14 protein-coding genes are annotated in these 12,528 nt (G+C 59.2%); 7 read left to right on the forward strand and 7 right to left on the reverse strand.

Translation table 11 applies throughout. The annotated features are described in order from the left end of the window. Window positions 1–114: 114 nt before the first annotated feature. Genes HPT27_RS09165 through HPT27_RS09175 form a run of 3 tightly spaced genes read left to right on the forward strand, consistent with a single transcriptional unit; the run spans window position 115 to window position 2,268 of the window. Window positions 115–1,254, forward strand: coding sequence for a saccharopine dehydrogenase family protein (locus HPT27_RS09165; RefSeq protein WP_172242081.1), 1,140 nt, complete (start codon window positions 115–117; stop codon window positions 1,252–1,254). Further along, on the forward strand, window positions 1,247–1,810 hold the full coding sequence (locus HPT27_RS09170; protein WP_172242084.1) for a DUF4166 domain-containing protein: 564 nt from the start codon (window positions 1,247–1,249) through the stop codon (window positions 1,808–1,810). Before HPT27_RS09165 ends, HPT27_RS09170 begins: the two co-directional genes overlap by 8 nt. Then, window positions 1,807–2,268, forward strand: coding sequence for a thiol-disulfide oxidoreductase DCC family protein (locus HPT27_RS09175; RefSeq protein WP_172242087.1), 462 nt, complete (start codon window positions 1,807–1,809; stop codon window positions 2,266–2,268). Before HPT27_RS09170 ends, HPT27_RS09175 begins: the two co-directional genes overlap by 4 nt. A 70-nt stretch (window positions 2,269–2,338) precedes the next feature. Here HPT27_RS09175 and bfr read toward each other — a convergent pair whose 3' ends face one another. Continuing rightward, entirely contained in the window at window positions 2,339–2,818 is a 480-nt protein-coding gene (gene bfr, locus HPT27_RS09180) for a bacterioferritin (RefSeq protein WP_172242090.1), read from the reverse strand. Window positions 2,819–2,999: 181 nt separating this feature from the next. Then, a complete protein-coding gene (locus tag HPT27_RS09185; protein WP_172242093.1) occupies window positions 3,000–3,191 on the reverse strand; it encodes a bacterioferritin-associated ferredoxin in 192 nt (63 codons plus the stop codon). A 311-nt stretch (window positions 3,192–3,502) separates the two neighbouring features. Here HPT27_RS09185 and HPT27_RS09190 point away from each other — a divergent pair, with 311 nt between their 5' ends. Next, on the forward strand, window positions 3,503–4,108 hold the full coding sequence (locus HPT27_RS09190) for a peroxiredoxin (RefSeq protein WP_172242096.1): 606 nt from the start codon (window positions 3,503–3,505) through the stop codon (window positions 4,106–4,108). A gap of 72 nt (window positions 4,109–4,180) precedes the next feature. Here HPT27_RS09190 and HPT27_RS09195 read toward each other — a convergent pair whose 3' ends face one another. The 4 genes from HPT27_RS09195 to pyrC all read right to left on the reverse strand — a co-directional run bounded on the left by HPT27_RS09195 (window position 4,181) and on the right by pyrC (window position 7,931). Beyond that, entirely contained in the window at window positions 4,181–4,915 is a 735-nt protein-coding gene (locus HPT27_RS09195) for a substrate-binding periplasmic protein (RefSeq protein WP_172242099.1), read from the reverse strand. 413 nt (window positions 4,916–5,328) lie between these two features. After that, window positions 5,329–6,135 carry a M48 family metallopeptidase gene (locus HPT27_RS09200; RefSeq protein ID WP_172242102.1) on the reverse strand — a complete coding sequence of 269 codons (807 nt, stop codon included), beginning with the start codon at window positions 6,133–6,135 and terminating at the stop codon, window positions 5,329–5,331. Between the two features lie 66 nt (window positions 6,136–6,201). Beyond that, the gene (gene rnt / locus HPT27_RS09205) at window positions 6,202–6,897 is read right to left on the reverse strand and encodes a ribonuclease T (RefSeq protein ID WP_328820630.1); all 696 of its coding nucleotides are present in this window, start codon (window positions 6,895–6,897) and stop codon (window positions 6,202–6,204) included. Between the two features lie 2 nt (window positions 6,898–6,899). Continuing rightward, window positions 6,900–7,931, reverse strand: a complete 1,032-nt coding sequence (pyrC, locus tag HPT27_RS09210) for a dihydroorotase (RefSeq protein ID WP_172242105.1) — start codon at window positions 7,929–7,931, stop codon at window positions 6,900–6,902. 280 nt (window positions 7,932–8,211) lie between these two features. Here pyrC and HPT27_RS09215 point away from each other — a divergent pair, with 280 nt between their 5' ends. The 3 genes from HPT27_RS09215 (at window position 8,212) to HPT27_RS09225 (ending at window position 11,757) form a co-directional block, all read left to right on the forward strand. Beyond that, window positions 8,212–9,099, forward strand: coding sequence for a flagellar protein MotY (locus tag HPT27_RS09215; RefSeq protein WP_172242108.1), 888 nt, complete (start codon window positions 8,212–8,214; stop codon window positions 9,097–9,099). 116 nt (window positions 9,100–9,215) lie between these two features. Beyond that, complete coding sequence (gene gloA, locus HPT27_RS09220) at window positions 9,216–9,626, forward strand: lactoylglutathione lyase (RefSeq protein ID WP_172242111.1); 411 nt, start codon at window positions 9,216–9,218, stop codon at window positions 9,624–9,626. A gap of 148 nt (window positions 9,627–9,774) precedes the next feature. Continuing rightward, window positions 9,775–11,757, forward strand: coding sequence for a HAMP domain-containing methyl-accepting chemotaxis protein (locus tag HPT27_RS09225; protein ID WP_172242114.1), 1,983 nt, complete (start codon window positions 9,775–9,777; stop codon window positions 11,755–11,757). Window positions 11,758–11,915: 158 nt separating this feature from the next. On the opposite strand, the gene HPT27_RS09230 is transcribed toward HPT27_RS09225, so the two are convergent. Then, window positions 11,916–12,332 carry a DUF3718 domain-containing protein gene (locus tag HPT27_RS09230; protein ID WP_172242117.1) on the reverse strand — a complete coding sequence of 139 codons (417 nt, stop codon included), beginning with the start codon at window positions 12,330–12,332 and terminating at the stop codon, window positions 11,916–11,918. Window positions 12,333–12,528: the final 196 nt, after the last annotated feature.

A 12,528-nucleotide genomic window follows, 5' to 3' on the forward strand; every position in this document is an offset into this window, starting at 1 on the left:
GGCCCATCATCATCAGGCTGCATTCGAAAAAGAGCAGGTAAAAAACCTGCTCTTTTTTTTGCCTTGGTGCTGCGGAGCCGCCGATACCTTGCGTGTCACGCTGGTAGAAAAAACGTGAAGCCATATCGGATTTTGATTCTTGGCGCATACGGCAATTTTGGTCGTCGGCTGAGTGCGCGGTTGGCGCGGGTGCCGGACCTGGAATTGCTGCTGGCTGGCCGCTCCGGTCAGAAAGCCGAGCAACTGGTGGCGACGCTGCGCACCGGTGGCGCAAGCGCGCACTGCACACCGCTGGTGATCGATGCCCAGTCCGCCACGCTGCCGGCTGAGCTGAAAGAGTCAGGCGCCCAGCTGCTGATTCATACCGGCGGCCCGTTTCAGGGGCAGGACTATCGCGTTGCCCGCGCCTGTCTCGCTGCCGGTCTGCATTACATCGATCTGGCTGATGGTCGCGATTTTGTCACAGGCATCAGCCAACTGGATGCGGAGGCGCGTGCGCAAGACCGAGTAGTCATCAGCGGCGCCAGTTCGGTACCGGGGCTTTCGTCGGCTGTCATGCAGGCATTGAGCGCTGATTTGGCGCAGGTGGATAGGATTGATATCGCCATCGCGCCCGGTAATCGTACCGAACGGGGCGAGGCGACTGTTGCCGCCATTTTGAGTTACGTCGGCAAACCGAGCCAGATCTGGCAAGGCGGGCGCTGGCGGACGGTGTATGGTTGGCAAAATCTGCATCGCCATTCCTTTCCTGCGCCCGTTGGCAGACGCTGGTTGGCACATTGCGACGTGCCCGATCTGAGTTTGTTTCCGGAGCATTATCGTGGCGTGCAATCGGTGCAATTTTCAGCGGGGCTCGAACTGTCATTTCTGCATCTGGGCTTGTACGGATTGTCGTGGCTACGGCGATTGGGTTGGGTGCGAGATTGGTCACGCCATGCCGGCCGCCTGGCCCGAATGAGTCGCTGGTTCGAACGGTTTGGCTCTGATTCCGGCGGTATGGTCGTGACCGTGGCCGGGCGTGATCACGCGCAGCAAGTGCGTTGCCAGCAATGGCAGTTGCTGGCTGGCAGTGGCGACGGCCCGTTTGTGCCGACCATCGCTGCCGCCGTTCTTGCGAAAAAACTTGCCAGCGGTGCCGCCATGATCAGCGGCGCCCGGCCGTGTCTGGAGCAATTTACCTTGGCGGAGTTTGTTGCCGAAGCCCGCGATCTGGATATTCATTTCCGTTGCGATGAGCGGCCCACTCATGACTGATTCATCACTGCCGCCGTCGCTGTATCAACGTATTCTGGCCGAACGTTATGCCAAGTTGCCGGTTGCTGTGCAGGCAATGCATGGGCCACTGCTACAAGGTGAGCGGTGCGTGACAGGCCGCTGCCAGATCCGTGGCGCGCGACATCCCTTGGCCTGGTTGTGCGCTCGATTGGCAGGCTTGCCACGCGCACAGGATGAGGTTCCGGTGACGGTTGTTTTTCGCGCCGATAATCATGCTGAGCTATGGCTGCGGCGCTTTGGTCCCCAGCGCATGCGGTCCCGGCAATGGCAGCATCAGTCGCAGCTGATGGAGCGCGTTGGTCCGACCCGGTTTGTTTTTGATATTGAGACGGACAACGCCGGCTTGCAGCTACGACTGCGCGAGTTCTTCATTCTTGGTGTGCCCATCGCGCAGCGCTGGCACCCGATAGTGCATGCACGTGAATACGATCAGGATGGCCGCTTTCATTTTGATGTCCGGGCCGAGCTGCCGGGTATCGGACTGCTGGTTCACTATCGCGGTTATCTTGAACACAATACGGTGGCATCGTCATGAGTCGGCAACCGGCGGTAGCGAGCGCTTTGCCCGGCCATGATTGGGCTGCCATCTCCGGATTGCCGGCGCAAGTCATCGTATTTGATGGCCACTGCCGACTCTGCAATGGTTGGGTCAATTTTTTGTTGGCCCGAGACCAGAACAAGCGCTTCCACTTTGCGGCGGTGCAGACCAAGATCGGACAACAGCTACTGGAACAGGCCGGGTTTTCGGCGCTGGATCCGGAAACGATGTTGCTTGTCAGTAAGGGACGCGTTTACAGCCATACCGACGCCATATTGCGCGTGCTCTGGCAGCTCGGTGCTGGTTGGCGGCTGCTGAGCCTGTTGCGCCTGATACCGGAACGATTGCGGGATCCGCTCTATGTCGCCGTGGCACAGCGTCGCTATCGCTGGTTTGGTCGCACGGAGCAGTGTCGGATTCCTCAGGCCGATGAGGTTGAACGATTTCTGGATTGAATGGCAAAACGACAGAGCAAAAAAAAGGACGCCATCAACGCGTCCTTTTTTTTTGCTCATCGACAGCGGTTCAGCTGCCAACGCCACCCGCGGCCGATTGCAGATAATTCTGCAGGCCCATTTCCTTGATCAGGCTTTGTTGGGTTTCCAACCAGTCGATGTGTTCTTCTTCGCTGTGCAAAATGTCTTTCAGGACGTCGCGGCTGACGAAGTCATGCACGGCCTCGCAATGGGTGATGCCTTCTTTCAGTGCGGGCAGCGCTTTCAGTTCCAGCTTCAGATCGCATTTGATCATCTCTTCGACATTTTCACCGATCAACAGCTTGCCGAGATCCTGCAGGTTCGGCAGGCCTTCGAGAAACAGAATGCGCTCGATCAGTTTGTCGGCGTGTTTCATCTCGTCGATCGATTCGTGGTATTCGTGATCGGCCAGCGCTTTGTAGCCCCAGTTTTTGTACATGCGGGCGTGCAGGAAATATTGATTGATGGCGATCAGCTCGTTGGCGAGCACTTTGTTCAGGAAAGCGATGACTTTGACGTCGCCTTTCATGGCGGAATCTCCCGAGAGCATGCGTCCGGCACGGCGCTGGAGCCGGAAGTCTAGACCCGGGGCGGCGTCTGGACAATGCAGGCGCGAAGCCTAAGTGCTTGAAGCAAATGAGAGTCTGGATTGCTGGGCGAGCGATGCAGCTGGCGGGCGGCGCCATGCGAAGAGATAGCGGAATTGAGACTCAGGCAGCTTTGACGTGATCCGGCAGCTCGTCGAGGCAGTATTTGAGCAGCTCGCGGGCATCGCAGCCGCATTTGCCGCATTGGGTGGCAACGCCCAGTTCGCGGGCGAGATCCCGCATGCTGCTGGCGCCTTGCTCAACGGCTTCGCGGATCTGGCGGTCAGTGACGGCTTTGCACAGACATACGTACACGGCGGTGGACCTGCGGCGACGGGATGGTGGTTATTGTATGCAAATGAGAATTGATGTCAATTGATTCTGATTCGCATAAACTGGCGCCGTCGTACCGTCTGACTGACCGCAGGGGTCCGGCAGCGCAGGTCAGCAGGCCGGTTTTGCCTGCAAACTGTGCGGACGTACAAAAAAATGCCCCAGTGCGGCACTTGGAAATGGTGGGGCAGCGCCCACTATAATGACCGCCCTTTCCCGACCACTGTCACCTGCGGCGGCAGTGGTCACCGCTTTGATAACAGCGATTTTCACGACAACCTCAGGAGAACAACATGGGTGTATTGGTAGGTCGTCCGGCGCCGGACTTTACCGCTGCTGCTGTACTCGGCAATGGCGAGATCGTTGACAGCTACAACTTCAAGCAAGCGATCGAAGGCAAATATGCCGTGGTATTTTTCTACCCGCTCGATTTCACCTTCGTTTGCCCGTCGGAACTGATCGCCTTTGATCACCGCCTGAGCGAATTCAAGAGCCGTGGCGTTGAAGTCATCGGCGTGTCGATCGACAGCCAGTTCAGCCACCACGCCTGGCGCAATACGCCGGTTGAAAAGGGCGGCATCGGCCCGGTTGGCTATCCGCTGATCGCTGACGTCAAGCACGACATTTGCCGCGCTTACGATGTTGAGCATCCGGATGCCGGCGTGGTGTTCCGTGGCTCGTTCCTGATCGACAAAAAAGGCGTGGTTCGTCACCAAGTGGTCAATGATCTGCCGCTCGGCCGCAACATCGACGAAATGCTGCGCATGATTGACGCGCTGCAATTCACCGAAGAGCATGGCGAGGTTTGCCCGGCTGGTTGGAGCAAAGGCAAGAAAGGCATGACCGCGTCGCCGGAAGGTGTCGCCAAGTACCTGGCGAGCGAAAGCAAGTCGCTATAAGTCTTGCTGTCGAAACAAAAAAAGCCGCTTTCGAGCGGCTTTTTTTTGCCTTTACCTATGCTGCAGAGCGGTTTACGGTGCGGGAATTTCCCACTTTTTTCGCAGCTCAGCCAACAGTTCCGGATGACTGCGTAAAAACGCATTGAACTCGGCCAGGATGTCGCCATGCCTGATGGTGGACAGATGGTAGTGCGAGTCGGTGTGCGGCAGTGACGGGTCGTATACCAAGGCGCCCGGTTGCCGCTCGGTTTTGGCCAGATGGCGGGCAGCTACAACCACATTGAAATAACTGCCATCGACCCGGCCACTGAGCGTGGCTTTGGTCAACGCTTCCAGGGTGTCCATTTCACTCAGTTTGACCCGGCCATCGCGGATGCGATCAAGGTAATCGAAGGCGGTAAAGCCGCGCACGGTGGCGATGATCTTCAGGGTGTCAACACCGTTGCCGACCCGGTTTGGTCGCACCAGAACGCCGTCGGTAAATTCAATGATCGGCTCACTGTACTGGATCGCAATGCCGTTCTTTTCTGTTGCCAGCCAATAAGGATTGTCAGGAAATTTGAAATCGAGATGGTCGGCCAGAAACTCAATGTACAGCCGCTTGATGGGCAATGCCCGATACCGAAATGTATGACCGCTGTCAGCAGCAAACGCCTCCAGCACGTCATGGCCAAAGCCGCTGAATTGCTGGTTTTGATAGGCATAGTACGGCAAGTAGTTGAGTTCTTCGATGCCGACCAGCAAAGGCTCGGCGCTGACAGCCTGACCGCACCACAAGCCGAGCAACCAGAAAAGCGAATGGCGCATTCTGCCTCCGATAGCCACATCTTCAGATAGCACATTCGCATCGCTGTCATGGCACTGGCAACACGCCGTTACCGCTTAGCTGGCGCGTTCACACCGACCACTACGATTACACCCGAACTGCGCAGTGAGCACGGTCGCCGCCATGCCAAACCGGTGCCGCTACCTGCTGGCCTCTGTGCAGGTATAGCTGAATCAATCAGAACTGCCAGCGGCAAATCGGCGATCGCCATCGACGCACAGAGACCTGAAAGCCCAACGATAAATTGACGCGCCAGACTCAAGTCAGTACGTATGTCTAAGTAGAGAACCTGATCCGTAGCGACAAGGCGCCGGAATTATTGTGCTGAATGGCTGGGCGCGGAAGAAAAAAACGCCAGCATGAGGCTGGCGTTTTTTTTATTCCGCGCGGACTATCAATTGCGCAGCGTGTAACTCGGTCGTGGTGCCGGGTCGCGGTAGTACGGTTCCATTTTCGGCACCAGTTTGGCGAGTGCATCCTGGCGTTTGCCCGGCGCCGGGTGGGTGCTGAGCCAATCGAAGTTGCTGCTGCCACTGACCTCGGCCATTTTCTTCCACAGCGTGACAGCGGCGCGTGGATCGTAGCCGGCTTTCGCGGCCAGCTCGATGCCGATGGTGTCGGCTTCACTTTCAGCAGTGCGGCTGTTGGGCAGTTGCACTGCCACCGCGGCAGCCATTGCGCCAGCGGACACGGCCAGCGGATTGTCGCGCTGGGCGACGCCGAGCAGGGCAACGCCGGTGCTTGTCGCCATTGCTACCGACATCTTTTCAGCCGTGTGATTGGACAGTGCGTGGCCGATTTCGTGGCCCATCACTTGGGCGATTTCGTCATCGCTGGCGTCCAGTTTTTCGATCAGACCGGTGTACATCGCCATGCGGCCACCGGCCATGCAAAACGCATTGACCGTTTCCGGTTCGGCGATGACCTTGACACTCCATTCCCAGCTTTCCGTTTCCGGCCGGAACTTGATTGCCTGCGCCACCAATTTGCCGGTGATGGCTTCGACCCGTTTGATCAGCGCCTTGTCCTGACTCAATTTGCCTTTCTGGCCAAGCTGCGTCATTTCGGCCACGTAGGCTTCCTTGGAATCGCTGATTGCCTGCTGCTCCGATACCAGCATCAGTTGCCGGCGACCGGTTACCGGGTTGACGGCGCAGGCGGTGCTGAGTGCAGCCAGCAGCAATACCACGGCGATACGCATGAATCTGTCTCCTTGAACGGATGAATGGTGTAGCTCATTCGGCTTTGAATTGCGGGCTGACGAATGTCAGTCGCAACTGCCTTCGACTTTTTCTTCCTCTTCGGCGGCCATGCCGCCCAGCGGCGGCCAGCCGCCCAGATCCTGCCAGCGATTGATGATGCCGCAAAACAAATCCGCGGTGCGTTCGGCATCGTACACGGCCGAATGCGCTTCGTTGCCATCGAACTCAATGCCAGCGTGGGCGCAGGCTTTGGCCAGTACCGTTTGCCCGTAAGCGAGACCGGCCAGCGTGGCGGTATCGAAACTGGTGAACGGATGAAACGGGCTGCGCTTGATGCTGGTACGCTCGATGGCGGCATTCAGAAACGCCAGATCGAACCAGGCGTTGTGGCCCACCAGCACCGTGCGGTGGCAACCGTGTTTTTTCTGGGCCGCACGCACTTTGTGGAAAATTTCATTCAGCGCCTCTTTTTCGCTCACGGCAAAGCGGAACGGATGCGTCGGATCGATTCCGGTGAAGGCAAGCGCGGCCGCTTCGATATTGGCGCCGACAAACGGTTCGACATGGCAGTGCACGCTGTCACCGCGCTGCACCGCGCCGGTGACTGGATCGATTTCAATCAGCGTGGCGGCGATTTCGAGCAGGGCATCGGTGCGGGCATTGAAGCCGCCGGTTTCCACGTCGACGATGACGGGATAGAAACCGCGAAAGCGCTTGGCCAGCGAAAAAGTTGTCGGATTTGCCTGATAGGAGTCGCTCACGCTCAGCCCACCAGCTTGTAGCGCAGCGCTTCACCGGCGCGCAGCGGCACAATCTCGTCACTGCCAAAGGCATAACGCGCTGGAACCTGCCATTCCTCCTGATGCAGATGCACGTATTCGGTTGGCCGGGCGACGCCATACCAGTCACTGCCAAACAGGCTGGAAAAGCCTTCCAGCCGATCCAGCTTGCCAACACTGGCAAACGCTTCGGCGTACAGCTCGACTGCGGCATGCGCGGTGTAACAGCCGGCGCAGCCGCAGCTGGCTTCCTTGGTGTGAACGGCATGCGGTGCGCTGTCGGTGCCAAGGAAGAACCGGGCATTGCCGCTGGTGGCGGCGTCGAGCAGTGCCGCGCGATGGTGCTCGCGCTTGAGCACCGGCAAACAGTAATAGTGCGGCCGGATGCCGCCCTGAAAAATCGCGTTGCGGTTGTACAGCAGATGGTGGGCGGTGATGGTCGCAGCGACCTGATGCTCGCTGTCGCGGACAAATTCGGCGGCATCCTTGGTGGTGATGTGTTCGAACACCACTTTCAAACCGGGAAAGCGTTTCAGGGTCGGGATCAGGGTGCGATCGATAAAAACTTTTTCCCGATCAAAAATGTCGACGTGGTGATCGGTTTCCTCGCCGTGCACGCACAGCGGCACGCCGTGCTTTTCCATTTCTGCCAGCACACCATAGACTTTTTCGATGCCGGTGACGCCGGCATCGGAGTTGGTGGTGGCGCCAGCCGGATACAGTTTGTAGGCAAGGGCGAAATCGCTTTGTTTGACCGCGGCCACTTCCTTGGCATCGCTGTTGTCGGTCAGGTACAAGGCCATCAGCGGTTCAAAGCGATTGCCGGCCGGTCGTGCCGCCAGAATGCGTTCACGGTAACCGGCGGCTTGCGCCAGCGTGATCACCGGTGGCTTCAGGTTCGGCATCACCAGTGCGCGACCAAACTGATTCGCGGTGTGCGCGACCGTGCTGGTCAATTTGGCACCGTCACGCAGGTGCAGGTGCCAATCATCGGGGCGGAGCAATCGTAAACTCATGGTTGGGTCAGACTCATATGGGTGGCAGGCGCGAACCGACCGATCGGGAAACGGTTGCCGTTTACGGCCTGAGCATGTTTTGCCTGCAAGCGGGTCAATCGCGCGCCAAGCTGACGCCGGTGCCGGCACCAAGCATCGGGGCGGAGCAGTCGCAGGCTCATGCTCGGGACAGACTCGGAAAGCGGAATCGGGCAAGTGGCCGGCAATTATACCTGCCGCTCAAGAATCGGCACGGTCAGCCGATAAATCCGGAAGAATCGTCTCGGCAATGGCAGGGCTCATGATGAGCATGTTCCGGAAAACATCACTCCCGCTCGGGCTGATCGCCATTGCCGGCCTGCTCAGCGCCAGCGTCAGCGCCGAGCTGCTGCGCTATGAAGCCGATATCGAGCAATCCGGCTGGAAGACCACGCGTTCGGCGCTGCGTTGCACCCTGAGCCACGACATCCCCGGCTTCGGCCGCGCCTATTTCTTCGCCAGCAATGGCCAGCGCAACCTCGGTTTTGAACTGCAGAGTGAGTGGTCGTTGCCCTTGCAGCCCGGCCCGGTGACCATGCGCTCGCTGCCGCCCGCCTGGTCCACGGGCGAGCCGGCCGCCGAGCTTGGCATTGCACCGTATACCGAAGGCCGGACGCTGGTTGCCTTGAAGCAGGCCGCAGCCTGGCGGCTGCTGACCGAGCTTGGCCAGGGCCGGTTTCCGACGTTTTTCACCGACCGTTATGGCGACAATCAAAGCCCGGTTGCGGTTGGGGTGTCGGCGGTACGCTTTGCCGCCGCCAACCAGAAATTCCAGGATTGCCTGGCCGGCCTGCTGCCGTACACGTTTGCCGACATCGCCAAGTCGACGGTCTATTTCGAACATGACAAGGTCGATTTCACCCCGCAGACCCGGGCCCGGCTGAATCAGATCCGGGACTACCTGAAAGCCGACAAAACCCTCGATTTGATGCTCATCGAAGGCCACACCGACAGCATGGGTGGGCGCTGGTTCAACCAGCAGCTCGGCAAGCGGCGCGCCGAGGCCGTACGCGATTACCTGCTGCAGTCCGGCATCGATGCCAAGCGGGTGCAGACGGTGACTTACGGCGAGCGCAAGCCGGCCGCGGACAACAAGAGCGAGTACGGTCGCGCCAAAAACCGGCGGGTGCAGATTTCCATCAGCCGGTAAGGCGGAGGAGCGTTGAACAGCCATGACCGGTCAATTGGTACGCATTTAGGCACATGACCGGCAGGCAGGACTCGGGTATATTGGCCGGCCGTTTTTTGACCAATTCCGGCCCTCGCATGCGACTGCTGCATACCATGATCCGGGTGGGCGATCTGGACCGCTCACTGCATTTCTATACGGACATTCTTGGCATGAAGCTGTTGCGCCGGCGCGACTACCCCGATAGCGCCGATCCCCAAAAAGGCTTCACGCTGGCATTTGTTGGTTACGGTGACGAGAGCGACAGCAGCGTGATCGAGCTGACCCATAACTGGGGCGTCGATCACTACGAACTCGGCAACGCCTTCGGCCATCTGGCCATCGGCGTTGATGACGTGTACGCCGCCGCCGAACGCATCCGTGCGGCTGGCGGCAAAATTGTTCGTGAGCCGGGTCCGATGAAAGGCGGCAGCACCGTGCTGGCCTTTGTCGAAGATCCGGATGGCTATCGCATTGAGCTGTTGCCGGCCCAGCGCCGCAACGATTGACGCGAAACTGGCAAATTTGTACCGCTGGGCTAGATTTGTCTGACCGAGCGCCAGCTAGCAATCATTACCACTCTCCGACGTTGTAGATCGTTCAAAGCGTGCCAGGGATTCGGCGTGCCGAGAAGTCTTGTCCCAAAGAGGCGAAGGCATGAACCTGACTGTTACCCAACGCATTAGCGCCGGCTTTGCCGTCACCTGTGCATTCCTGCTGGTCATTGCCATTGTCAGCATCGGCAGCCTGACCAAAATCCAGAGCGATTTGTCGGCCGTTGCTGATCGCGCGGCTCCAATGGTGATCAAGGGCGGCGAGCTCAATTCCGATTTGCTGGAAACCTCGCGCGCACTCGGCAAGCATTTCAACGGCCGCACCACCGAAGAGCTGCAAGCTGCACGCGCGGCTTACGATCAGGCCGAGCGCAGCTATCAAGACAGCCGCGCCGAGCTCGGCAAGCTGGTCGAAGGCGAAAAGAAAATCAGCGCCGCCCTGCAAGTCATCGATGATAAAGCCAAGGCCTACCTTGGCACGGCGCCGCGCATTTTCACTGCCCACGAAGCCGAAATCGCGGCGTTGCTGAAAGTCGCCAAGCAGCGCACCAATTTTGAAGAAAGCGGTGATGATCTCGACGGTGAGCTGGCCGAGCTGGCCGATACCGGTCGCGGTAGTATCCGCGCCGCTGCCGGTCGAATGAACCGGCTGATTCGCGAAGGTACCGTCAGCGCCATTGACGCGTTGGCGATTCGCCAAGTCAATCGGCTGGCACCGGTGCTGCGCGATCTGGAAGCGATTGCCGAGTCGGTTGATGAGCGCAGCAAGGAATTGAAGGCAGCGGGTGCCGACAGCGATCTGCTCGACAGCATTCACAGCTACCGCGGCTTGCTCAGCGGCCCCAACAGTGTCGTGGCGATCTATCAGCAGCAACTGGAGCAGGGCGCTGCGGCCAAAGCGGCCTTCGATGAAGCCGAGGCCCAATTGGTCGAAGCGTTGGCCGCACTGCGCGAAGAAATGGCCGAGGTCGACGCCTTCAAGAACAACGCCAAGAAAAGTGCCGACAATGCGGTCAGCTATAGCCGCCTGATCGTCATCGTGGCGTCGGTGATTGCGTTGGCCTTCGCGGCGATGATCGCATTCTGGGTGACCCAGAGCATTCGCAAACCGCTGAACAACACCATGCAGGTGATTGAGCGGGTCGCCGATGGCGACATGACGGTACAGGTTCCGGTCGAAGGTCAGGACGAATTCGGTCATCTGGCCGAGTCAGTCAACCGGCTGACCGCGCAATTGCGCAACATGCTGCAGCAGATTTCCGGTACCGCCCATTCGCTGGCGTCGGCCGCCGATCAAACGGCGCGCATTTCCGAAAGCACTCACGATGCCATCGACAAGCAGCGCGCCCAGACCGAGCAAGTGGTCGTTGCCATGACCGAGATGACCGCGACCGTACAGGATGTCGCGCGCAGCGCCAACAGCACGCTGACCCAGGTGCACAATGCGGAAAAGGAAACCAGCTCTGGCCAGGCCGTGATGCGGCATAGCATGGAGTCGATCAACCGGCTGGCTGGCGAAGTGCAGCAGTCGGTGGAAGTCATCAACCGGCTCGATGCTTTCAGTGCGCAAATCGGCACGGTACTGGATGTCATTCGCGGTATCGCCGAGCAGACCAATTTGCTGGCGTTGAATGCCGCCATTGAAGCGGCCCGCGCCGGCGAGCAAGGCCGCGGTTTTGCCGTGGTGGCGGATGAAGTGCGCACGCTGGCCTCGCGCACACAGCAATCGACGGCCGAAATTCAGCAAACCATCGAACGCCTGCAATTGGGTGCCCGTGAAGCGGTGCAGACCATGGCGCGCAGCCAGAAAGAGGCCGAAGCGTCGGTCACCGAAACCGCGCGTGCCGGCGAGTCGCTGGAGCGCATCACCCAGGCCATGGGCGTCATCAACGACATGAGCACGCAGATTGCCAGCGCTGCCGAAGAGCAGAGCGCCGTGACCCATGAAATGCACGAGAACATGATGACCATTTCGGCGGCGTCGGAACAAACCTCCAGCGGCGCCGAGCAGAACCGGGCGGCGGCGCGCGAGCTGGCGCGACTGGCCGAGGCATTGCAGCAGATGGTGCAGAAATTCCGGGTCTGATGACGGTCAAGTGGCGCGAGCTGCGAGAACGAGCAATACAGGCGAGTCAATCGTGGCTCGGCGAGGTACGTCCGCGCTGAGTCGCAATACAAACCAAGCAAACGCAAGCCAACAAAAAGCCCGCATCTGCGGGCTTTTTGTTGGCTGCTGACAGCGCCTCAGTTGGTCGCTTTCAGCATGTCGATAAATGGCTTCTTGGCCGGATCACTGGCGGCCTGCTCTTCAGTCCATTGCAGAATGGTTTTGCCATCGTGCTCTGGCGCACTGACGGCGGCATTGCCGACCTGGCTCAGAATGAAGTCGGTGACGTCGGTGGCGTTGAAGGCGATCGCGGTGCGCAGCAGCGAACCGCCGTTGAAGGCCCCTTCCTTGCCGCACAGAATGCCGCCATAAACGCGGCGCAGCTGAAGATCCGCATCCTTGATTTTCTTCCGGAACAGCGTGCGGTCATTGGCGCGGGCAAAGTCACAGAGCGTGGCGGCCAGGCGGGCGTAATCATCATCCGCCGCCTGGACGTTGCTGGCGGGAGCCGACAGCAGGGGCAACAGGGCGAGCAGCAGGTGGCGTTTCTTCATTTTTTGCCTCGATGGTTGATCTGTTGGCAGGAGGGGATACGCGCGACCCGTGCTCTCAATACGGGCTCACGTACTGCCGTGCGGCAAAGTATAGCTGCTGTGCCAGCTAGTGAAATCTGGAAATAAAACCGGCTGTTTCTGTCAAAAAAATAACGCCGCCTGAGAGGCGGCGTTATAGCAACGGGAGGTCTTTGAT

This window comes from Permianibacter fluminis (assembly GCF_013179735.1).
GTDB lineage: Bacteria > Pseudomonadota > Gammaproteobacteria > Enterobacterales > Permianibacteraceae > Permianibacter > Permianibacter fluminis.

Excerpts from the sequence above, each read along its gene's own strand:
- HPT27_RS09170 (WP_172242084.1), top strand. The coding sequence starts at position 1,247 with ATGACTGATTCATCACTGCCGCCGTCGCTGTATCAACGTATTCTGGCC.
- HPT27_RS09175 (WP_172242087.1), top strand. The coding sequence starts at position 1,807 with ATGAGTCGGCAACCGGCGGTAGCGAGCGCTTTGCCCGGCCATGATTGG.
- bfr (WP_172242090.1), bottom strand. The coding sequence starts at position 2,818 with ATGAAAGGCGACGTCAAAGTCATCGCTTTCCTGAACAAAGTGCTCGCC.
- HPT27_RS09190 (WP_172242096.1), top strand. The coding sequence starts at position 3,503 with ATGGGTGTATTGGTAGGTCGTCCGGCGCCGGACTTTACCGCTGCTGCT.
- HPT27_RS09195 (WP_172242099.1), bottom strand. The coding sequence starts at position 4,915 with ATGCGCCATTCGCTTTTCTGGTTGCTCGGCTTGTGGTGCGGTCAGGCT.
- HPT27_RS09200 (WP_172242102.1), bottom strand. The coding sequence starts at position 6,135 with ATGCGTATCGCCGTGGTATTGCTGCTGGCTGCACTCAGCACCGCCTGC.
- pyrC (WP_172242105.1), bottom strand. The coding sequence starts at position 7,931 with ATGAGTTTACGATTGCTCCGCCCCGATGATTGGCACCTGCACCTGCGT.
- HPT27_RS09215 (WP_172242108.1), top strand. The coding sequence starts at position 8,212 with ATGATGAGCATGTTCCGGAAAACATCACTCCCGCTCGGGCTGATCGCC.
- gloA (WP_172242111.1), top strand. The coding sequence starts at position 9,216 with ATGCGACTGCTGCATACCATGATCCGGGTGGGCGATCTGGACCGCTCA.
- HPT27_RS09225 (WP_172242114.1), top strand. The coding sequence starts at position 9,775 with ATGAACCTGACTGTTACCCAACGCATTAGCGCCGGCTTTGCCGTCACC.
- HPT27_RS09230 (WP_172242117.1), bottom strand. The coding sequence starts at position 12,332 with ATGAAGAAACGCCACCTGCTGCTCGCCCTGTTGCCCCTGCTGTCGGCT.